The 21681-nt window shown below is 34.6% G+C and carries 25 protein-coding genes, 1 tRNA gene and 3 pseudogenes; 15 read left to right on the top strand and 14 right to left on the bottom strand.

What is annotated here, in order from left to right; translation table 11 throughout:
- Window positions 1–119: 119 nt before the first annotated feature.
- Complete coding sequence (gene virB9 / locus OPR48_RS00595; RefSeq protein WP_265026132.1) at window positions 120–902, top strand: P-type conjugative transfer protein VirB9; 783 nt, start codon at window positions 120–122, stop codon at window positions 900–902.
- An 11-nt stretch (window positions 903–913) separates the two neighbouring features.
- On the opposite strand, the gene OPR48_RS00590 is transcribed toward virB9, so the two are convergent.
- From OPR48_RS00590 to der, 6 genes are all read right to left on the bottom strand, one after another.
- On the bottom strand, window positions 914–1510 hold the full coding sequence (locus OPR48_RS00590; protein ID WP_265026131.1) for a ribonuclease HII: 597 nt from the start codon (window positions 1508–1510) through the stop codon (window positions 914–916).
- A 6-nt stretch (window positions 1511–1516) separates the two neighbouring features.
- A complete protein-coding gene (gene mraY, locus OPR48_RS00585) occupies window positions 1517–2497 on the bottom strand; it encodes a phospho-N-acetylmuramoyl-pentapeptide-transferase (RefSeq protein WP_265026671.1) in 981 nt (326 codons plus the stop codon).
- Window positions 2498–2539: 42 nt separating this feature from the next.
- Window positions 2540–2767, bottom strand: a complete 228-nt coding sequence (locus OPR48_RS00580) for a hypothetical protein (protein ID WP_264705335.1) — start codon at window positions 2765–2767, stop codon at window positions 2540–2542.
- Window positions 2768–2939: 172 nt separating this feature from the next.
- On the bottom strand, window positions 2940–3482 hold the full coding sequence (locus OPR48_RS00575) for a demethoxyubiquinone hydroxylase family protein (protein WP_265026130.1): 543 nt from the start codon (window positions 3480–3482) through the stop codon (window positions 2940–2942).
- Window positions 3457–3978 carry a disulfide bond formation protein B gene (locus OPR48_RS00570; protein ID WP_320109923.1) on the bottom strand — a complete coding sequence of 174 codons (522 nt, stop codon included), beginning with the start codon at window positions 3976–3978 and terminating at the stop codon, window positions 3457–3459. The genes OPR48_RS00575 and OPR48_RS00570 overlap by 26 nt, the downstream gene beginning before the upstream one ends.
- Window positions 3975–5300: a ribosome biogenesis GTPase Der gene (gene der, locus OPR48_RS00565; RefSeq protein ID WP_265026669.1), complete on the bottom strand. Its 1326-nt coding sequence runs from the start codon at window positions 5298–5300 to the stop codon at window positions 3975–3977. Before der ends, OPR48_RS00570 begins: the two co-directional genes overlap by 4 nt.
- Window positions 5301–5429: 129 nt before the next feature.
- Between der and OPR48_RS00560 the strand changes: the two genes are divergently transcribed.
- Entirely contained in the window at window positions 5430–6512 is a 1083-nt protein-coding gene (locus OPR48_RS00560) for a hypothetical protein (RefSeq protein WP_265026129.1), read from the top strand.
- Between the two features lie 278 nt (window positions 6513–6790).
- Window positions 6791–8317: an acyl-CoA carboxylase subunit beta gene (locus tag OPR48_RS00555; RefSeq protein WP_265026128.1), complete on the top strand. Its 1527-nt coding sequence runs from the start codon at window positions 6791–6793 to the stop codon at window positions 8315–8317.
- 53 nt (window positions 8318–8370) lie between these two features.
- Here OPR48_RS00555 and OPR48_RS00550 read toward each other — a convergent pair.
- Window positions 8371–8443: transfer RNA gene (locus OPR48_RS00550), tRNA-Thr, on the bottom strand.
- A 20-nt stretch (window positions 8444–8463) separates the two neighbouring features.
- Here OPR48_RS00550 and OPR48_RS00545 point away from each other — a divergent pair.
- The 3 genes from OPR48_RS00545 to pdxH are packed head-to-tail and all read left to right on the top strand — an operon-like array spanning window position 8464 to window position 9998.
- On the top strand, window positions 8464–8607 hold the full coding sequence (locus OPR48_RS00545) for a hypothetical protein (protein WP_265026127.1): 144 nt from the start codon (window positions 8464–8466) through the stop codon (window positions 8605–8607).
- A complete protein-coding gene (gene mutM, locus OPR48_RS00540) occupies window positions 8573–9388 on the top strand; it encodes a bifunctional DNA-formamidopyrimidine glycosylase/DNA-(apurinic or apyrimidinic site) lyase (protein ID WP_265026126.1) in 816 nt (271 codons plus the stop codon). The genes OPR48_RS00545 and mutM overlap by 35 nt, the downstream gene beginning before the upstream one ends.
- Window positions 9389–9404: 16 nt before the next feature.
- Entirely contained in the window at window positions 9405–9998 is a 594-nt protein-coding gene (gene pdxH / locus OPR48_RS00535) for a pyridoxamine 5'-phosphate oxidase (RefSeq protein WP_265026668.1), read from the top strand.
- Between the two features lie 489 nt (window positions 9999–10487).
- Here pdxH and OPR48_RS07440 read toward each other — a convergent pair.
- From OPR48_RS07440 to OPR48_RS07435, 7 genes and pseudogenes are all read right to left on the bottom strand, one after another.
- Window positions 10488–11579, bottom strand: a pseudogene (locus OPR48_RS07440) (IS3 family transposase).
- Window positions 11580–11944: 365 nt separating this feature from the next.
- Window positions 11945–13330 (bottom strand): annotated as a pseudogene (locus OPR48_RS00515) (IS4 family transposase).
- Between the two features lie 179 nt (window positions 13331–13509).
- Window positions 13510–14466 (bottom strand): beta-ketoacyl-ACP synthase III, encoded by a 957-nt coding sequence (locus tag OPR48_RS00510; protein WP_265026122.1) that lies wholly within the window; start codon window positions 14464–14466, stop codon window positions 13510–13512.
- The gene (plsX, locus tag OPR48_RS00505) at window positions 14459–15496 is read right to left on the bottom strand and encodes a phosphate acyltransferase PlsX (RefSeq protein WP_265026667.1); all 1038 of its coding nucleotides are present in this window, start codon (window positions 15494–15496) and stop codon (window positions 14459–14461) included. Before plsX ends, OPR48_RS00510 begins: the two co-directional genes overlap by 8 nt.
- A gap of 10 nt (window positions 15497–15506) precedes the next feature.
- Window positions 15507–15689 (bottom strand): 50S ribosomal protein L32, encoded by a 183-nt coding sequence (gene rpmF / locus OPR48_RS00500; protein WP_096617771.1) that lies wholly within the window; start codon window positions 15687–15689, stop codon window positions 15507–15509.
- Window positions 15690–15948: 259 nt separating this feature from the next.
- On the bottom strand, window positions 15949–16071 hold the full coding sequence (locus OPR48_RS00495) for a hypothetical protein (protein ID WP_265026121.1): 123 nt from the start codon (window positions 16069–16071) through the stop codon (window positions 15949–15951).
- Window positions 16040–16965: pseudogene (locus OPR48_RS07435) on the bottom strand (IS5 family transposase). Before OPR48_RS07435 ends, OPR48_RS00495 begins: the two are co-directional and overlap by 32 nt.
- A gap of 41 nt (window positions 16966–17006) precedes the next feature.
- Here OPR48_RS07435 and OPR48_RS00480 point away from each other — a divergent pair.
- The 9 genes from OPR48_RS00480 to OPR48_RS07305 all read left to right on the top strand — a co-directional run bounded on the left by OPR48_RS00480 (window position 17007) and on the right by OPR48_RS07305 (window position 21666).
- Window positions 17007–17135 (top strand): hypothetical protein, encoded by a 129-nt coding sequence (locus OPR48_RS00480; protein WP_265026118.1) that lies wholly within the window; start codon window positions 17007–17009, stop codon window positions 17133–17135.
- Between the two features lie 111 nt (window positions 17136–17246).
- Window positions 17247–18029 (top strand): MlaE family ABC transporter permease, encoded by a 783-nt coding sequence (locus OPR48_RS00475; RefSeq protein WP_265026117.1) that lies wholly within the window; start codon window positions 17247–17249, stop codon window positions 18027–18029.
- Complete coding sequence (locus tag OPR48_RS00470; RefSeq protein ID WP_265026116.1) at window positions 18022–18723, top strand: ABC transporter ATP-binding protein; 702 nt, start codon at window positions 18022–18024, stop codon at window positions 18721–18723. The genes OPR48_RS00475 and OPR48_RS00470 overlap by 8 nt, the downstream gene beginning before the upstream one ends.
- Window positions 18724–18928: 205 nt before the next feature.
- The gene (locus tag OPR48_RS00465) at window positions 18929–19426 is read left to right on the top strand and encodes a hypothetical protein (RefSeq protein ID WP_265026115.1); all 498 of its coding nucleotides are present in this window, start codon (window positions 18929–18931) and stop codon (window positions 19424–19426) included.
- Between the two features lie 73 nt (window positions 19427–19499).
- On the top strand, window positions 19500–20663 hold the full coding sequence (gene dxr / locus OPR48_RS00460; RefSeq protein ID WP_265026114.1) for a 1-deoxy-D-xylulose-5-phosphate reductoisomerase: 1164 nt from the start codon (window positions 19500–19502) through the stop codon (window positions 20661–20663).
- Window positions 20664–20886: 223 nt separating this feature from the next.
- Entirely contained in the window at window positions 20887–21159 is a 273-nt protein-coding gene (locus OPR48_RS00455; RefSeq protein WP_265026113.1) for a hypothetical protein, read from the top strand.
- Window positions 21156–21281 carry a hypothetical protein gene (locus tag OPR48_RS00450; RefSeq protein ID WP_265026112.1) on the top strand — a complete coding sequence of 42 codons (126 nt, stop codon included), beginning with the start codon at window positions 21156–21158 and terminating at the stop codon, window positions 21279–21281. Before OPR48_RS00455 ends, OPR48_RS00450 begins: the two co-directional genes overlap by 4 nt.
- Window positions 21250–21459, top strand: a complete 210-nt coding sequence (locus OPR48_RS00445; protein WP_265026111.1) for a hypothetical protein — start codon at window positions 21250–21252, stop codon at window positions 21457–21459. Before OPR48_RS00450 ends, OPR48_RS00445 begins: the two co-directional genes overlap by 32 nt.
- A gap of 78 nt (window positions 21460–21537) precedes the next feature.
- Window positions 21538–21666, top strand: coding sequence for a transposase (locus tag OPR48_RS07305; protein WP_406830958.1), 129 nt, complete (start codon window positions 21538–21540; stop codon window positions 21664–21666).
- Window positions 21667–21681: the final 15 nt, after the last annotated feature.

Raw genomic sequence — 21681 nt, 5'->3', positions numbered from 1 at the left:
CGCCTTATTTCTTGCCTTTTCTACCGCTTGCTAACCTATAATTGGGGTTTATAGTATAGCTTAACAGTTGCAGTGCATGTCTATCAATGATAAAATGAAGATTAATTTATTTTGATATTATGATTGGTTTACTGTTTGCCGTACTGTTGTTCCTCTGTGGTAGTGATGCACTTGCAAAACAGGAGCCACGTTCAATAGCTGGAGATGATCACATAAAGGTGATAAATTATAACCCACAGGCTATACATAAGTATACGGGTTTTTATGGTTATCAATCCAGCATATTGTTTGAACCAGGGGAGGTAATACAAAACCTTTCAATGGGTGATTCAACTGGTTGGCAACTCCTTCCTCAAGGTAACAGATTGTTTATTAAGCCTATAGATGATATTGCCGATACTAACGCAACTATAATTACCAATAAAAGAGTTTATTACTTTGAGCTTCATGCTGAAGAAGCAACTGGACTAGATGATCCAAGATTAGCATATGAAGTAAGGTTTCTTTATCCACTATTTAGCAGTGATGAGATTTACACAACAAATAACGGTGATATCTTCGAACAAGCTAGTCATAACATTATTCCTGATATAAACGACATTGAAGTTGTAAAGAAGGGATTAAATTTTAATTATTCCATCTCGCACGTTAAAGGCAGTCAGTCAATAATACCAATTAAGGTTTTTGATGATGGAAAATTTACATATCTGCAATTCAATAAAATAAACTCTGATTTCCCGGCAGTTTTTATGGTTGATTCTGCAGGGTATGAGTCTTTAGTAAACTTCCGTACAGTTGACGACTACCTGATAATCGAAAGGGTGAGTTCAGTGTTTACCTTAAGGAATGGATCAAGTACAGTTTGCCTATTTAATGAAAATGCGCCTTTCAAAAAAGGGTGAGTGATTAAAGGCTATAATGCCCGAGATATGGGTGCAAAATTTTTTCTATGGTGTTCTGTAATTCCATAAAGGCCAATAGCGTTAAGGTGCTCTTTTGTCCCATATCCTTTATTTTTATACCAATTATATTCAGGATGCTTATTGTGCAATTCTTGCATAAGCCGATCTCTCGTAACTTTTGCAACGATTGAAGCTGCTGCAATTGATGTACTCAAATTATCACCATTTACTATGGATTTCACTTGCCATTTCACTTCAGGTGGTTGATTACCATCAACTAGCACATAATCTAATTCTAGGTCCAAGTCTATTAACGCACGTTTCATTGAAAGTTTTGTTGCTTGCAAGATATTGTATGAATTTATTTCTTCTACGCTTGCCATTCCTATACCAAATTTTGCAACGGATGTTATTTTTTCATATAGGACTTGCCTACATTGAGGAGTCAATTTTTTTGAATCATTAATACCATCAATAATTATATTTCTATCGATAAACACTACAGCTGCAGACATTACTGGACCAGCAAGTGGACCTCTTCCAACTTCATCCACTCCTGCTATCACTCCTGATAATTTATTTTCTAATGTAAAGTCTGGGTATTTCATAGGTTTTTATAATAAGAAAGTTATAGTAAAAACTGAACAGATAATAGAAATTATCCAAAATTTCATAACGATTACATTTTCTGACCATCCCTTCTTCTCAAAGTGATGATGTATTGGTGCCATAAGAAAAACTCTTTTTCCTTCTCCATATTTAAACTTTGTATATTTAAAATATGATATCTGAATAATTACAGATAGAGTCTCTATTACAAAGATTATTCCAATAACGGCAAAAAGCATTTCTCTTTTAATTAGGACACTAGTTAACCCTAAAGCTGCGCCTACCGACAAGCTACCAACATCACCCATAAATATTTTTGCTGGATGTGTGTTAAACCACAAAAAACTTAGAATAGCTCCTATAAATGCAATGCAGAATAAAGTAATATTCATATCTGCTTGAGTTATGTATGCAATTAGCCCCAAAAAAGCAAAGGAAGTGATGACTTGAGTTGCAGCAAGGCCATCCAAACCATCTGTGAGATTCACAGCATTAGAAGAGCCGACAATTACAAACGCAGCGAATGGGACATATAGATAGCCAAAATCAATTATTACTCCTTTAAATAGGGACGTTTTTGTAAAACCTTCAGCAGAGTATAGCTTAAATATAAACACACCAACCAGAGCAACAATAAACTGAATAAGTATTTTGGTTTTTGCACTTAAACCTCGATAGTGATTTGTCTTCAATTTTAAATAATCATCAATAAATCCAAGTAGAGCAAAAAATAGAGTTGTCAATATCAGCAGCAAGATTTCTGGTGTTAACTGAGCCCAGAGTAAAATTGGTAATAAAGAAGAAATCAGTATTATTATTCCGCCCATAGGTGGTACATTCTTTTTTGTTATTAAATGACTTTCTGGTCCACATGATCTAATTGGTTGCCCATCTTTACTTATTTTTTTTAGAAGCTTTATAAAATAGGGAAAAAGAATAAATCCAAAAACAAATGAGGTAAAAAATATTTTTGTAGCTAAGATCATCTGCTTATTTAATTGACTAAGTATCATACCATCTGGGTAAGGTCAATAATCATCTCCTGCTTTTTCTAGCTTTAATTGTAGTCCTTGAGATAAATTGGTTAGTACGCCGTTCATCGGATTGTGTCTAAAGTTAGATATGACAAAATGATCCTTATCGAAAATGTAAGATGTGAAAGGTAAGTTAATTCTTTCTTCGTTATTTATTTTGACAGCTACGAGCTTACTTCTACCATCACAAGCAGTATCTCCTGGTTCTAAATTAAAACGCACTTTTATCCCTCTTTAGTAATCTATACTCTGGATGTAGTTAATTTACAAATACTAATTATTTATTAATAATAGTGATATGTAAATATAGTTATAAAGTAACTGTTACACTTGAATTTCTTCCTGGTTTCTGTTGTCATCAGAACATTAAAAACACTTTAAGAAAGCTGCTTAGTTAAATTAACTTGGACAAGTAAATAGCAGCTTTGCAGCCTGTTTTTATGAATGAAGATAAAATGTTGTAGCCAAATGCGCTTTCAGCATTGTGCTGAATTGCAATATCTCTGTGCTCTAACTCCTCGTCACGAAATTTACTTATAGTTTCTTTTAATTCTCCATCTTCTAAATGTGAAACTTGCTCTCTGTAGTGCTCCCCTATAACTTCTTCAACTGCAGCAGTGCAAGCCATAGCAGCTTTTTTGCCCATAATGGCAGTTGCAACGCCAAGCGACATTCCTAACACACGCCAAACTGGCAACAAAACAGTAGGACGAACTTTTTGCTCCTTGATTTTCTCATTAAAATAATGAAAATGCTTTTTTTCCTGCTCTTCCATTTCAATTATTTCATTGATTATAGAAGATTTTTTAAGAATAAATTTTTGACCAGAATAAATGCAAATAGCTCCATATTCTCCAGCATGATTTACTCTAATTGCTTGTTGCAAGAACCGATTGTTGCTGTACCTTAAATTATTTAGATTTCTTTCTTTCTCCACAATACACTTTACCTGATACGAACAGAGCTACTATGAGATAAATTAGATTCCATGTTGCTAGGGAAATACCTAGAACGTAATGAGGTCTGTCACAAGATGGAGAATAATTAGGGTTTAACAGATTATTTCTTAACTCTTCTACACTAGCGTTACTACTTACTTGCTCTGTGCATCCTAAAATGTCATGAAACCAATGAAGTTCAAGGCCTACATGGTAAAAAGATATTATTGCACCTACGAGATAACTGCAAAACATTGCATAGATTAGAATTTTGTTGTTTTTAAGCATGCACGCTACTGCAAGTAATCCGGCGATATAGTAAACTATTCGCTCGTATGTACATAACTTGCATGGCAGCATGTTGAAAAAATATTCTAGCACATATGCAAAAATTAGAGCAAAAGCACTTGATAGCAGAAAGACTGTAGGAATTCTGGAGTTATTACACATAACTTTAAGTAAATTATCCCTGAAAGTATAAAGCAGAGTATTCATTTTGCATAGGGATTTTTATTTTTTTTCAAAAATAATCTGACTGGCACGCCTTCAGCAAAGAAATTTTTTCTAAGATCATTAATTAAATAGCGTTTGTAACTTTCATCAACACTTTCAGGTATGTTACATATCAAAGAAAAAGCTGGAGGTTTAGTACCAATTTGAGCGATATACTTCATTTTAACTGCTTTGCCTTTTACAAGCGGGTGAGAGTGCCTATCTAAAGCTTCAATTAGCCACTTATTCAGTTTTGCAGTGCTGACTTTCTTGTTCAAAGATTCACTCACTTCAAGACACTTATCTACCACATCACCGCAGCGCATACCTTTTAACGCAGAAATTGTTATAGTTGGCACTCCCAAGAATAACCGAGTCACTTCCTGTTGTTTGACAAATTTTATTAATTTACTTCTGTCATCTTTATTTATTAAATCCCACTTATTTAAAACAACGATAATCCCCTTTCCTCCTTTGATTGCAGCTTCACCAATTGATAAATCCTGCTGCTCAATACCAAGTAGGGAGTCTAGCATTAAAACTACCACATGAGAGCGCTTTATTGATTCTAAGCTTTTCTCAACAAATCTTGATTCTAATTTATCTGTAACATTAGCCTTTCTGCGGATTCCTGCGGTATCGATGAGAGTAATTAGCTTTCCATTATGATCGTATACAATATCTAAAGAATCACGTGTTGTGCCTGGCTCTGAATTCACTATTACTCTGTTTTCTGTAAGCAAGCTGTTTAAAAAAGTTGATTTTCCGACATTTGGACGACCGATGATTGCAATTCTAAGTCTGCTGGATTCATTTTCAAGTAGTTCAGTGTCCTCATTTAAATCTTCAATAACACCAGCTAGTGCATCATAAAGATCAACCATACCAAGATTATGTTCGGCAGAGATGTATACCGGGCCTATAAAATCAAAAAACTGCAAATAATCAACATTTTCAGACTTATGACTCTCGCATTTATTTGCTATGAGGATTACAGATTTATTCATTTTTCTCTTCAGCCACTTTGCAAGTTCTTTGTTTTGCTCATTTTGCACTTTTGCGTCAACAAGAAAGAAAATGACATCTGCACTCAATAAAGAAAATTCTATTTGCTCAATAACTTGCAGTGAAAAACTAGTTTGGTCGTTCCATCCTCCTGTATCTATAACTTTAAACTCTAAATCGCTAATTCTGCCTATTCCTTCTCTTCTATCTCGTGTAACCCCTGGAATATTGCTGACTACCGCTGCTTTTCTTCCCACCAATCTATTAAAAAGAGTTGATTTACCAGCATTTGGTAGGCCTACTATAGCGATTTTTAGCATCATTTAAGAGCACCTTCTATACACAGTAAATTATAACCGAAATCTTGCAATTTAACTATTGACTTTATAGATCACGCGAGCATACTATAACTAGAATTTCTTGTTTTATTATGTCAAGTAGGGGGATATATGGTAGGTCAAGGTATACAAAAGCATAATCCAGATTCGATAGATGAGGGGTATTGTGGTTCTCCAGGTAGTTACAAGGGTTTTGAAGATAAGATCATGGATGATGAAGATGTAGATGAGTCTGAAGATACACTCAATGTATCATACAAACCAGAATATATAAAGGATATGGATAAGCCTGAGGATGAAGATACACTTGATCACAATATACTAAATAAAGCTTTTATAATAGAAGATGGTGAAGGTGAGCCTAAAGCGTTAGAAGCGACGAACGCATCTCAATCAGACATAACAATGTATAAACAAGTTGATGAATGTATACGTGAAAATACCTTGAGTACATTATTGAGCACAAGACGTCAAGCTAGCACCTTACACTTGTATAGCGATGAGACAGTTGCAGAGGGAATGATAAAGGAATCGCTAGAGCTCATAGCACTTGGAAAAGACAAAAAGATAATGTTTGGCATGCCATGTTATGCGTTCTCTGAGAATACATCATTAATAGATTTTTTGGTGCGCAACTTATATATCCTAAAAACACAAGAGTTGTCCACTTATGAAAGATATCAACTAGATCTTCTTTCATCAAAAATGTCCGATCTAGTTTCAACAGGCACTTATATGAGTGAAGAAGCTTTGAAGTTATTGCCAACAAGTCTACTGGAAAAACATACCAGCTATTTATCAAATCTAAAACAAATTGTATGTGAGGGCATTGAAAAAGATGGAGAAGAAAATGTGATAAAAGATGTTATAGTAGAAAGAGATAATAAATTTTATTGTATACAGTGTCCAGAAGCAAGCATTGTGATTCCTGCAAAATTCCTGAGTAATCCAGAATTTCAAAATTTAGATGGAGCATTAAAGATCGGGGAAGGAGATGATGTAATACGAATACAAGATGGAAAATATCATGATATAAAGGGCAGATTCCAGATGACTTTTCCAATAAGCAACAGTGAAAAGATTGTAATGACTCTATCTTCTGAAAAGGCTGACAAACCAGAAAATGCCTCAAGCTTTGGCAAAATAATAGTAATATGGATGATAGAAGTTGTAAAATCTTCTCAAAGTACCTAAAAGAGCTAGAAAAAGAACCACGTATAAGCAAGGTTGTTGAAGCTGCTAAAAGTTTTGTGCAAAATAAATCTCCTCTTTCTTCTATAGACGATGCTAATGTCCAGCAGCTTCAGAGTAATGTCGAAAGTTTACAGAGTAGTGGCCAAAGTCTAGGTTGAAAAAGTTTTAATGATTACGATACACATACACTATTGCATATAGCAATAGTGTATGTGTATAGTTAATAGGGTTTGTAAACTTAATAAAGTCTACAACTAATTTGAAAACTACTTTATTGTATGCAAGACTTTAAAATACTAGAAAATCTAAAAACCAAAGCACTAGAAGCTGAAAAAGGAGGCGGTTCTGACAGGATTACCAAACAACATGAAAAAGGGAAATTAACTGCTAGAGAAAGACTCAGTATATTGCTTGATGAAAATTCGTTCGAAGAATACGATAAATTCGTGAAGCATCACGCAGCTGATTTTGGCATGCAAAATGCTAATTTTTTAGGTGATGGAGTAGTGATTGGTCATGGTACTATTTATGGCAGAAAAGTTTTCGTTTACTCGCAAGATTTTACTGTCTTTGGTGGGTCACTTGGTGCGTCACATGCAAAAAAAATATGCAAAATTATGGATATGGCAATTAATGCCAGGGTTCCAATTATCGGACTAAATGACTCTGGTGGAGCCAGAATTCAGGAGGGAGTAAATTCTCTTGCTGGTTATGGAGAAATCTTTCAAAGGAACGTAAATGCATCAGGTGTTATACCACAAATTTCTTTAATTATGGGCCCATGTGCAGGAGGTGCAGTTTATTCTCCAGCATTAACTGACTTTACTTTCATGGTAAAGAATAGTTCATACATGTTTATAACCGGACCAGATGTAGTAAAAAAGGTTACCTATGAAGATGTAAGCTTCGAAGACCTCGGTGGAGCAAAAATTCATACAAGCAAAACAGGAGTGGCAGATTTTGCATTCAATAATGATGTTGAGATGCTACTCAAAATGCGTGAATTCCTTACCTTTTTACCAGCAAATAATCAAGAACTACCGAAATCTGTACCAACCTGTAATGATGTTAATGAGATTGATGAATCCTTAAACACTCTAATTCCAATCAATCCCAATACTTCTTACGATATGTACGAACTTATCGAAAAAGTGTGTGATGGAAGGAAATTTTTTGAACTAAAACCTGATTTTGCTCATAATATCATAATTGGCTTTAGTAGAATTGGAGGAAATACTGTCGGTATTGTTGCAAATCAACCCATGCACCTTGCAGGATGTTTGGATATTGATTCTTCAAGAAAAGCTGCAAGGTTTGTAAGGTTTTGTGACGCATTTAACATTCCTATCATCACACTTATTGATGTTCCAGGATTTCTGCCGGGTACAAATCAAGAATACAATAATATAATACAACACGGAGCGAAACTGCTTTACGCTTACGCTGAAGCGACCGTGCCGAAAATTAGTTTGATCACCAGAAAAGCGTATGGTGGTGCATACATCGTTATGAACTCGAAACATCTAAAAGGTGATATAAATTATGCCTGGCCAACTGCTGAAATAGCTGTGATGGGCCCTGAAAGTGCAGTTGAGATTATATTTCGATACGAAAAAGATCAGCAAACACTGATTAAAGAGTATAAAGAAAAATTTGCTAATCCATTTTTTGCTGCATCATATGGATACATTGATGACATTATAGTGCCAAGTAAAACAAGGCATCACTTTTGTAAAGCATTAGAGCTACTCAAAAACAAGAAAGTAGAAAGGATATGGAAAAAGCATGACAACTTACCTCTGTAACTTTCTTCTAAGCCTTGCTTACAAGTTATGCAATATTATAAGTGTAATCAGTGTGCCGTTACCAAGACTCGAACTTGGGACCTCGTCATTACCAATGACGTACTCTACCACCTGAGCTATAACGGCAGGATTTATATATAATGATAATGAATAATATAAAAAAGAATAAGGAAAAAGAAGAGGAGAAAAAAAGATTAGCGAAAGCTTTAAAGCAAAATATTTTGAAAAGAAAAAAGCAGCAACAGAGTAGACAAGATGCCAGAACTACCGGAAGTGGAAGTAATCTCTAACTTCTTGCTTGATAAAATTAAAAACAAGCAAATTAGTAATGTTATAGTTAATAATTGGAATTTACGTGCCCCAATAACAAAAAATATTGATGATATGCTAAAGGGCAAAGTCATACGCAACATCAAGCGTAGAGGTAAGTATACGATCTGGAATACAGATGGTAGTATGGCTGTAATCATACATCTTGGCATGAGTGGAAAGCTTATATATGCTGACCACGATCAAGTGAAGAATAAACATGATCATGTGGTATTTTTATTTTCTGATAATACTTCAATAATCTTTAATGATCCAAGAAGATTTGGAGTAGTCATTGTCTTAAATAAAGAACAAGAAGTAAATTTTTTTGATGATTTCGGAATAGAGCCCCTCACAGATGAATTCAGTGGAGACTATTTACAGGAGTTGCTGAAAAACAAAAAAGCAAATATCAAATCAGCATTAATGGACAATAAATTAATAGTTGGCGTAGGCAACATATATGCTTCTGAGAGCTTGTTTAGAGCCCGCATATCACCACTCAGGTCAGCAAAAGACTTGACCTATAGAGAGTGCGAAAAACTTGCTACTGAAGTAAAAAATACTCTGAGTGATGCAATTGCTGCAGGCGGTTCAACACTGAAAGATTATGCACAGCCATCTGGATCTGCTGGATACTTTCAAAATAACTTTTACGTATATGGTAAAGTTCAAAAACCTTGCAAGATCTGCAACAATATCATAACACTTATAAGACAAAATGGCCGTAGCACTTATTTTTGCAATGCGTGCCAGAATTAAGATTTTATTTTTTGACATGATATTTTCACCTGAAAAAGATCCGTTTGATTTGTTTTCAAAGTGGTATAAAGCAGTACTTAATTCTCCGTGTAAACAACCAACTGCAATGACGCTAGCAACTTGTAGCAAAGACTGCATTCCATCTGCAAGAGTGGTATTACTAAAGGAATATAGCAAAGAAGGTTTTGTGTTTTTCACTAACGTAAACAGTAAAAAAGGGAAAGAATTGACTGAGAACCCCAAAGCTGCGTTAGTGTTTCATTGGATAGAATTTGCTAGGCAAGTACGAATTGAAGGAGAGGTTAAACTTCTAAACGATGAAAGAACTGACAAATACTTCTCTTCTCGAGCGCGCGATAGTCAAATTAGCGCATGGTGCTCAAAACAATCGAGCATTCTGAAAGATTGGCAAGATTTTGAGCAAGCTATAAAATTGAAGGAAAAAGAATTTTACAATATACAAGTTTCTCGTCCTGACTTTTGGGTGGGATTTTGCGTAATCCCAAAAGTAATTGAATTTTGGCAAGAAGGTGAATATAGGAAGCATATTAGATTTAGATACACCCTTGTTGAGGGAAGCGATTGGAAAATAGAACAACTATATCCCTAGCTACATTCGTTATTGCAGACCCTTCTTAATTTACCACTGAGAATTGGATGACACCCTACTAATCCGAATTCTGGATTAAGGATAAAAAAGAGCAAAAATATCAATAACTTATAATTTTATAGCTAAAGTGACTTAGGTTTACCGATAATTTGAAAAACAACAAATTCGTCATTCCGCTACTTGCTAGCGGAATCTATGCTGAGATACCGCGGCGGTATGACGTAGGGAAACCTTTCTTGGGTTAGCTATAGAAGGTTAAGGACTGCAAATTTTTCATTGGACAGGCTTCTTATACTTTTGGTGAGGTTAAATTTTGAAGTGAAAATTTTAATAAACAGCAAATAAACAAGTTTATCAAAAAAAGAGTTAAATGTTAGGATTTTAAATAATACAGCATTCCGGACAATTTAAAATCAACCTGGGATGGAGGAAGTTAGTGGCGTTCTGACCTTACCCAGAAAAAGTGGAGAGAAAGTTGAGAATGTTTTTTTATAAAAAGAATGATGAATCAAAATGTTCAGGGACGCAATAGTTAATAGTAACGTTGTTTGTTATAAAAAATTTCTATATATTCAAATATAGCAGTTTTAATATGCTGTTTAAAGTGCTTAGAAGTGTCTATTGGTAACTCCCTTTTTAGAGAACTTTTCTACAACAGAATTGTCGTAACAACAACCTTTATGGCTCATCTATATTCTTTATGGCTAAGAGATATTGATAACCTTGTGAAGTATATTGTGAACCTTGATCACTATGTAACAGTAGGTTTTTGGCAGGTTTACGTTTATTAACGGCCATTAATACAGAGTCCATGACCAATTATTTATTCATTGAACTACTCATTGACCAGCCAATCACCATATGTGAGTATAGGTCGATTACTGCTGCCAAATATAGCCATCCTTCTTTGGTTTTTATATAAGTAATCCCATACTTTATTTGGTTGATCGACAATAAAGTTTTGGTCTAATATTACGACTCTACTGTCCGTTTGTTGTTTCTTAATTTTAAATTTTCTTCTCAATATAGCCTGAATACCATTTTTCTGCATAATACTTTGCACTGTTTTCAAGTTGCAACTTTTACCCAAAGCCTTTAATTCAGCATGAATTTTACGAGCTCCATATCTACATTTAGAAGCTTTTTTTGAATATCTGCTTTTATTTGCTAATTCTCTATTGCTTATTTCCCTCGCAGCCCACTTATAGTAGCCACTAGCAGATACATTCAAAATCCTACATAATTCCCGTACTTTATAGCAGCTGCTATGTTCTTTTATAAAAAAATATTTTACTCTTTTTGACTGCCCAGGGCTTTTTTTTAAATGTCTCTCTCTCTTGTTACTCTTGCTAACTCTTTCTTTAAATCAAATCTTTCTTTGTCGTAAGGAGCTACATTACCCCTACCTGGAAAAGCATTTGCTACTGACTTCTTTTCGTTATATTTTTTTATCCACTTACCTAATACGTTAGAGCTTATACCTAGATCTTTTGCTACTTTCGAAATTGTTTCTCCTCTTTCTTTAAAAAGTTTTACAGCTTCTTCTTTCAACTCTGCTGTATATTCTCTTCCATTTGACATATTGTACCTCTCTATAAAAACATTTTTTTATTATAAAAACGTACCAACTTTCTCTCCACTTTTTCTGGGTAAGGTCATTGTTTTCTGCCCCATTAATATTAGCTTCATTAGACCCTTAAATATAATTTTGCCCAATAGTTTACTTATCTACCTCTCTCCAATCTTTCTAGGTCCTCATCTTTAATTAATTTTAGTATTCCTTCTATTTGATCCATTATTACCTCCATTTTTTTGTAATAATAGCTCTTTACATCCTTTCAGCACCACTTTCAACACTTATGGTGGGGAGAGGTGACTTTCCTCACTTAGACGACTGGGCTGTGCCCTTACTATTACCCACAAGTATAGAATTCATGAGCAAGTCTTCATCCTTCTGCTAAATCAAAGAGACGTTTCCATCCCTTCCACAGAGCTATAGCTAAGTCATTTTTGCGGGCTAAAAACCCTCCTAATTTGGCCACCCACCTCACGATTTCTCTTATAGGTGGTGGGGTCACAGGATAGTTTTTTGTCTTAAGCATTTTGGTATACAAAACCTTCCATTCATCATCAGTCAGTATGACAGTACAAGAAAGGTTTGCTAGCTACCAATGTGATAAAGAATATTCTCCATGCAATTATACTCATAATTGTAAGAAAGCGGATTAATCTATCTGCGGTTTGGAGCCTACATTCTTCAACTTTAAGACCGGATTTCAAAATTTTATGAAAAACCTCTATTCTCCATCTTAAGCAATACCATTGTATTTTTTCTACTGCTTCTTCAAAATTATTAATATTTATATTTGTCAATAAAATCCAGTTCATAGGCTCTTCGCCAAATGGGGGATATTTTTCTATAACATAGACAGCATTTAAATTTAAATTAGGAAGTTTTTGGGTTTTACGTCTAGCGTTATTTTTTGATGCATTCATCACAAAGTTACTAAACTTTACTTCTAAAACTGCTGTTCTTTGAGGTTTATTATCGCGAGCAGACTTGAATTTCTTCTTGACAAGACATGCGATTCATCAAATCCCACAATCTTTTACCACCTTTTTCAGAATAAGTCGACTTCTTGTTTACTGTTCTGTTTTGATTTCCTCTTACTACAAAAAGAGATTGATTAGTGGAAGCAACTTCAAATAAATCATAAATATCTGCTTCTCTATCACAAACGGTAACTACCTTAACATCCTTTAATCCAGGATGTTTAGTAGAGTCTTTAAGTGATACCGTATGCTTTCTTTCTCTTCTATGGGAAGAGCAGTATTATGGCTTCTTCTTTTCAACTTCTTTAGGTCTTCAGCTAAGGAAGGTCTAGTACTAATTTTTTGATCCAATAATCCTATCTTCTGTTGTAACTGCAAACGTTGTATGCATCATGGGTTTTAAAATCAGTTGTTTTAGATCTTAATCTTGCTGCTATAATCCCTAATCCTTCGGTCTTTTTATGATTTTTATATGAAATATAACTCGTGTCTTGGATAGCTAAGATAGTTGAGTATTCTTTAGCTCTTTCAACAGTTTTAATTATATGACTGTCTAATATCTTTCTTTCAGAAATAGCATCGTTTTGGAAAAATCTATAAGCTGCTTTACTTTGATGCCAATCTTCACAAGCTTGATTTATTGAATGTTCAGGCGATTCAGCAAAACTATTAACTATTTTTAAAAGCCTTTTACTTAATCTTTTATCACCAAAATTAACAATTCCAAATTCACTTTCTGCCCATTCACCAGTTGAGGTGCTTAAATTTCTTTTTACCATATATTTCCATTTTTAGACTATAGTTTTTTTTATAGTAAAAAGTCGAATTAATAAAATAAAAGCCTTCATCTTTATTATTTATAGATTTGTGGGTAATAGTAAGGGCTGTGCCCTATGGGTGCAATCTGTGATGTTCTACAAGTATAGCTACTTGGGTGACAGGAGGTAATGCAGGAAGTCTAATAGTGCAGCAACACGGAACCCCAGGTCAGGCCTGCGCCTATTGAAATCAGCAGTACCAGATTTCCTGATTTTATTTTTGATTCTTGTATTGCATAGTCTAAGGCCAGTGGAATTGACGCTGCTGAGGTGTTTGCATGCTTATCAACGGTATTAATCACTTTCTCTATAGGAAAATCTAATTTCTTTACTACTGCTTCAATAATACGAATGTTTGCTTGATGGGGAATTAACCAGTCAATATCAGTGATTTTCAAATTATTGCATCTTAGTGTTTCCTCTACTGAGGCTGTTAACTTATCCACTGCATGTTTAAACACTTCTCTTCCATTCATGCATATTTTTCCAGAATCACCAATAGAGGATGTCCCTCCGTTCGTACATAATATGTCCACATTGCCATCAGAGTGTAAGTTTGTTGATATGATGCCGCTGCTACCCATTTCCGATTTTATTATCACTGCACCAGCACCATCACCAAAGAGTACACAAGTTGACCTATCTTCCCAGTCAACAATCCTAGACATTATTTCAGCACCAATAACGAGCGCATATTTAATTCTATTGTTAGATTTTATGAGCGAATCAGCAACTGTAACTGCATATATAAAACCAGAGCATGCTGCTTGTACATCAAAAGAAAATGCATTTTTACATTTTAACTTACTTTGTACAATCGTTGCACAGCTAGGCAAAGTTTTATCAGGCGTTGTTGTTGCAACTATAATCAAGTCAATTTCATCCACTGAAATTTTAGCTTTTTCTATAGCACTTTTTGCTGCATTTACAGCTAGATCTGACGTTAATTCTCCTTCATCTGCTATATGCCTTTGAGCTATTCCTGTTCTCTGCCTTATCCATTCATCGCTTGTCTCAACTATCGATGCAATTTCGTTGTTACTCAACATTTTTCTTGGTAGGTAAGATCCAGTGCTTAATATGAAACTTTTATTCAATATGACTTACCCCGTTAATTATCTTTTGATTTAAATTTTCACTAATTGCATTTACTGCAAATTTTATAGCATGGGCAAAAGAAACAGCATCAGAATTTCCATGACTTTTAATGATGATACCATTCAGCCCTAAAAACATAGCTCCACTTCTAATTTTGGGATTAAAACGCGTTAATGCTTTATTCAGTTTGGATTTTAACAATATACCAACAAGCATTTTCGCTGTCCACGAGTTGAATACTTCCTGCTTTATTAGATTGATAAAGGTACTAGCGGTTGCCTCAGCTGTTTTGAGCATTACATTGCCAACAAAACCATCAGCAACAATCACATCTATATTACCCTCTAAAAATTCACTTGCCTCTATATACCCTTTGAAATTAATGCCTGGAGCGTTTTTAAGCAACTCAAAAGCGCCGCGCACTGAGTCATTACCTTTAACTTCTTCTGTACCGATATTTAGCAAAGCAACTTCAGGATTGTCAATTTTTAATGCTATTTTTGCAAATATACTACCCATTAACGCAAATTGAAATAATGAGTCAGCATTACAATCAACATTTGCACCAAGGTCAAGCAAAGCGAAGCTTTTTGTCTTAGTTGGACAGATAGAGACAATAGCAGGACGATAAATACTTGGTAATGTTCCTAAAATAAATCTGGAAATTGCCATCAACGCCCCGGTGTTGCCTGAAGATACCACTCCGAAAGCTTTACCTTCTTTCACTGCAACAATTGCAGCTTTCATACTTGAGTCTTTACGATGTCTCAGCGCAAAAGATGGCTTATCATTTGCAAGGACATTGTCAGAACAATGAGTAAACTCAGAATTGTTACTTACTTTTTTATATTTCAAAAGCAAAGGAGATACTTTTTCCTTATCTCCATAAATATGAAAAAGAACTTTAATGCCTGGGTCAACAAGATTATCCAAAAAAAAACCAGCGCCCTGAATTACGGAAAGAGGCGCAAAATCGCCCCCCATAGCGTCAAGTGCAATAACTATATTATTATTGATCGTAGATAACATACCATAATAGTCATTCTGCCTGTTGCTTAATGAAAACTCGTTTTCCTTTGTAACTGCCATCGACTGCTACATTGTGAGGCAACATGAATTCCCCAGTTGCTGAACATACCACAACATTCTTAGGCTCAATAGCATGATGAGAACGATGCATATTACGCCTTGACTTTGACTTTTTTCTTTTTGGAACTGCCAAAACTTCCTCCATTCTACTACAAAATTCAATTCATTAGTAACATGTTTTTTACAGGAAGTAAACAGGGATAGTAAAATAAGTAAGGTCTGTTTATATAATTTAAGTTATAAATCCTTCTTGCGAAGCTTGCAATTTATACAAATATTTGCTTTTGCAGGCAGTCCATTAAATTCTGGAGTCAATTTTACCTCAAGCACAATGGTGTCATCCAAGTAGCCCAGACTACTTGGATCCAGGAAACTTGATTACAAAAAACATATCATACAGCGTTTTGATTAAATTGTGTAGAAACTGGATTCCAGCGGGCTTTGTTGCATCGCACCTTATACTGGTAGTAATTTACGATAAATTCATGTAGCCATTTCGAATTTAGCCATACCAATGTCAGTAAATTGATTAAGCAAATAGCACTTAATGAGCAGTTCTTTTTCACGATTTACTTCGGATTTATTTCTAAACAAATATTTGCTTTAATCTTGAGAAAAACCCTTCAATGTAAGCCATAATTTACTTCTTTTTTCCATTCTTCCACGCCATCTTCACCGTATAATTTTATTAACCTAATAGCAGCATTTCTGTCAGACATATAATCTATCTCTGGATGTTCTGCCGCATTGTTTATTGGTGGAATTTTTGTCTTTATATCATATTCGTTACACAATTTATAAAACTTGTGCCTATCATATGCCCTATCTGCATATAGTGCTTTTATGACATGCTGAAAATTAACTTCTTTAAGCAAATCGCAAGCTCCATAGTGATCAGAGTAGACACCGTTACTGTATTTTACAGCTATGGCTTTTTTGCTGTTTATATTCAACATTACGTGTAGCTTTCTTACTTGTTTATAGCCGCGATACTTTCTATTTTCGCTATTTTCCTTGCTGTGGCCAGGTTGTAAATGCTGATACCTGTACTATCTATAGCAATTTCGATATCTTCCATATTATTTTTATCAATTCTGCAATCATTGATCTTAATATTAAGTTTCTTTTGATGCTTGTGAATAGCTGATAACTTGCAAATTTTTCCCAATTTGCTCAAGGTATCCTGCTATAAATCCAACTGTTTGCCTCAAACCTATTCTGAATAGATGGGTTATTATATGTATCAAAATCACCACTTTATTGCTATAAATATTGTTGCCACCCTGCATTTTTGGCCCAATTTCATACCAATTTTCTATAGCTTCGTTGATATAATGAAAAATATTTCCTCTTTCCTGGAGAAATTTATTATACTCGTTTTGGTTACTGACTTTCATTTTCTGTGGCATATTTTTTCTTCAAAGGTTAAATGGCTATTTTATAATGAATTTTGTCAGTAACTGCTAGTTTTTCTGAACGCTATGCAACAAAGCCATTCCAGACTGGAATGACATCATTTGTTATGCAAATTGCTTTTAGAAAGATAAACGTTCGTATAGTTGTGTGCGGTATAAGGTAAAGTTACGTTAGCTATTGAACTTAAAACATATCTCAGCTATACTTTGCGATAAAGTTAATAAAAATTTTAATAAAATCAGTAAGACTAACCTCTAGCTAAAATGAACACAAAGTGAGCTTTTTTGATATAAATAGTGTTAGAATAATTGGTAGGTACTTTATCAATTTTTTGTTAAGGCTTGGTAGTGCATTCATATTTTTTATTCAATCTCTATACCACTGCTTCGTGCCGCCATATTATTTTAGCAACGTAGCAAGACAAATTATAGAGATAGGCTTTTTCTCTCTGCCAATTGTTGGGCTCACTGGAGTTTTTATAGGAGCGGCGATAGTTTTACAAAGCAGCTTGAGTGACTCATTAATTAACCAAGAACAGATAATACCCAAACTTGTTACAATCACTATCATTAAAGAGTTAGGACCAGTTTTGATCAGCTTAATAATGGTAGGAAAGGTTGGATCATCAATTGCGGCAGAAATTGGTACAATGCGCATCACCGAGCAAATAGATGCCCTTACAACTTTGAACATCAACCCTTTCAAATATTTAATTGCACCAAGGATTTTAGCGTCAATCATAGTATTTCCCATACTTACAGTATGTGCAGATCTAATAGGAATATTTGGAGGATGTATCACTGCAGTCTTCGAATTTAACCACAATTTAAATATATACATTAAATACACAGCTCAGTTCTTTAATACGTACGATTTTATAACTGGGCTAGCTAAAGCAACTGCATTTGGTGCCATAATTTCTGTCTCAAGCTGCTATTACGGTTACCATTGCAAAGAAGGTGCACGAGGAGTAGGTGTTGCTACAACATCAACTGTTGTTTTATCGTCCATACTGATCATTTTAGCAAACTACATGATTACTTTGATACATGCGTAATCCCATAATATCAATATTGAACTTAAGCTTATCTTTTGATGATAGGACAGTACTAAAAGATCTAAATTTTGATATATTAAAAGGGGAATCATTAGTCATACTTGGCGGCTCAGGAAGCGGCAAATCTGTACTAACAAAAACAATTATCGGCTTGCTTGCTCCAGACTCAGGGTCTGTTAAAATAAATAGTAAAAGCAAAAATAAATTTGGGGTTTTATTTCAAAATTCCGCTTTATTTGACTACGTTACAGTGTGGGAAAATATATCTTTTAATTATAAAAAGCGCTTTAATATCAGCAAAAAGGAGGCAAAACAGCTAGCAATCGAAAAGCTAAATGATGTTGGATTGGAAGAAAATATAGCAGATATGTTTCCAATAGAGTTGTCAGGTGGAATGAAAAAAAGAGTAGCACTTGCAAGGGCAATTGCACACAATCCAGAAATCATCATATTAGATGAGCCAACTTCAGGATTGGACCCAATTATGTCAGATATAGTAAACGAGATAATAATAAAATTATCTAAAGATCTTAACACTACAATTATCACGATTACACATGATATTCATAGCGCATTTAAAATAGCTGACAAAATAGCAGTATTATATGAAGGGGAGATCATTTCCCATGGAACTGTTCAGGAAATACAAAATACTAATAACGAATATATAAAAAAATTCATTCGTTATATATAGCTAAAGATATATACACTGTTGCTAACAGTCATATTTTTAAGTTTTAACTTTGTAAAAGGTAGCAGACATTGGAATTCAGATTTTTTTCAAACTGGATCCTATATAAGGTGGCAGAAGTTGTTTGTATTAGCTATATTCAAAAGCTCTATTGATATTTTGCAATATTTGTGATAAAATAATAGCTTAAGGTTGAGAGTAAAAATTTATGAGTGAAGCTCAAGGTCCAAATATTGCAGAATGGCAAGCGCAGCAGCAACACCAGGAAGCCGCTGGTGAGAAAAGTGGTTTTGGTCTTGGTCATAGTGACTCTGTTTCAACAGTTGTCGATGGAATGAAGTGGTTGTTCAACTTTCATGAAGGGGCGATTGCTGCTTATAATAATGTGTTTGAAAGTTTGGTAAGTGGCAGTAGTTTAGTAACACTGCTTGGAAAATCAGGTAATATGTTTGGCATAAAATTTCTTGAAAGCCTTGCAGAATATTTTTCAGGTGGAGGTGGAGAAGATATGCCATCAGAAGGAATGGATATGGCTCATGGTGATGATGGACCTCACTCAGATGATTACCCTCATGCCAATAATGAAATGGCTCATAATGCTGATGGTTTGCAAGACATGCATGATGCAGGTGACCACCATGGTCAATCTTTTTCGCCTGGTCCTTCACCGTCTGTTGGCGATGACCACGGGCATGAACTTGGTTAAACGCTTAAAAACTGCTGAATAGTATGCAAGAAGGCCTAATAAGAAAAGTTGCTATTGTTATGAGTTTGTCTTAGTGAAAAAGGTTTCAGTTTTAGGATCAACAGGAAGCATTGGAAAAAAGACTGTAGATTTGCTCTCAAAGAGAAAAGAAGAATACCAAGTGGAAGCACTAAGTGCCCATTCAGACTTTGCTCTACTGGCACACCAAGCAAAACTGCTGAATGCAAAATACGTTGCTATCTCCGATGAAAGGTTTTACAAAGATTTAAAAGAAAGTCTACTTGGTACAGATGCAAAAATAGCAATTGGCGCTACAAATATTGCTACCATACCTGTTGATCTCTCAGTTGTTGCAATAGTTGGCATTGCAGGCCTTGGGCCAGTTATGGAAGTTATAGAAAGCGGTACCAAAGTCATTGCATTGGCAAACAAAGAAAGCATTGTTTGCGGTGGAAAGTTATTACTCGAAAAAGCTAAAGAAAAAAACGTACAAATAATCCCTATCGACTCTGAACACAACGCAATTTTTCAAGTTTTGCAAAATGACGATAAATGCGTAGAAAAGATCATACTTACTGCTTCTGGTGGACCATTCTTAAATTATAGTCTTGAGCAATTAAGAAATGTCATGGTAGATAAGGCGCTTAGTCACCCCACTTGGAATATGGGAAAGAAAATCTCGGTTGATAGCGCAACAATGATGAATAAGGCACTAGAGATAATAGAAGCACATAACTTGTTTAATATCAGCCCGAATAAAATTGAAGCAGTAGTGCATCCTGAGTCAATAGTACATGGAATCGTAGTTTATAAGGATGGTTTCAACTTTGCTGTGCTTGCAGAGACTGACATGGCAATTCCTATTTCATATGCTCTATCTTGGCCAGAAAGATCAGCTTTAAATTATAAACTAGACCTAACAAAGCAAGGAAAATTGACCTTTCAAGAGCCAGACCATAAGCATTTCCCTGCGCTAAAGCTTAGCATGGCAGTGTTAAACTCTTCTACTCCACAAACAAACAGTATTGTGCTCAATGCTGCAAATGAAATAGCTGTTAATGAATTTTTGAAGTCACGAATCGGCTTTTTAAAAATAGTAGAGGTAGTGGAATCAACAATGGAAAGTTTTGATAGTTATACTGATATTAATTCACTATCTGATATAATAAATATTGATTGTGAAAGTCGTATTATTGCTAATAAAATTGTTGAAAGTAAAGTTGTTGCGTATAGCTAGAGGTTATCTAAGGAGAGAAAGTCACCCTTCTCCCCCATAAGTGTTGAAAGTGGTACTGAAAGGATGTAAAGAGCTATTATTACAAAAAAATGGAGGTAATAATGGATCAAATAGAAGGAATACTAAAATTAATTAAAGATGAGGACCTAGAAAGATTGGAGTGAGGTAGATAAGTAAACTATTGGGCAAAATTATATTTAAGGGTCTAATGAAGCTAATATTAATGGGGCAGAAAACAAGCCTAAGAGCGCTAGAAGTGGTAATAAACAGATGTGTAATAGATAAAAATGATGATGAAAACATACAGCGGTTTGTCGAAAAGGTTAAAAGTTCTGATTATTTTAAAGGGATATATATCGATTTAATAAATAAAGTTGAAAAATTATTACCTAAAAAAACATCTAATAACTTACATAGATTTGATTCAACAATCATAAATTTATCAGGTTACCTTATAAAAGATGGGTTAAAAGTAGGTGGTAAGAGTAATAAGTGAAAGTCAGTGTTGGATTAAAGCCGACAAGCATAAGATTTTGTAAAGGGCAAGAAGAAGGTAGCGAAGATATAGCATTGGTAAGAGCAATTAATGAAGCTAAAGTTGAAAAAGAGGATATTTGATAGGGGAATTGCAAAAACCGGAACTTTCATTGAGTTTGATAAAAAGGAATATAAATTTATTACAAGAATTCACTTAAAAAGAAGGTATAACATTATGGAAAAGAATGAAATTGCTCAAAAACAACAACCAAGAAATTTTGGAGGATATAACAGTCAATCTCTATCAAGCAAAAAGTAAAGTGGCAATGACCTACGTTTAATAAAAATACGAAACAAGACTGGAAATGAAATACGGTTTTTAACCAACTTGTTTGAAATGCCAGCTTATGAAGTAACAGAACTATATAGGCGCAGGTGGGACATAGAGGTATTTTTTAAGTTTATAAAGCAAAACCTTGGATATAAGCACTTTTTAAGTTATGCCATGAATGGGATAAAAGTGTAGTATCCGTTCAGCCAA

Origin of the sequence: Wolbachia endosymbiont (group A) of Bibio marci (genome assembly GCF_947251645.1) — a bacterium.
Lineage (GTDB): Bacteria > Pseudomonadota > Alphaproteobacteria > Rickettsiales > Anaplasmataceae > Wolbachia.
Note: the sequence above shows the minus strand (reverse complement) of the source record. Positions and strands in the feature narration are given on the sequence as shown.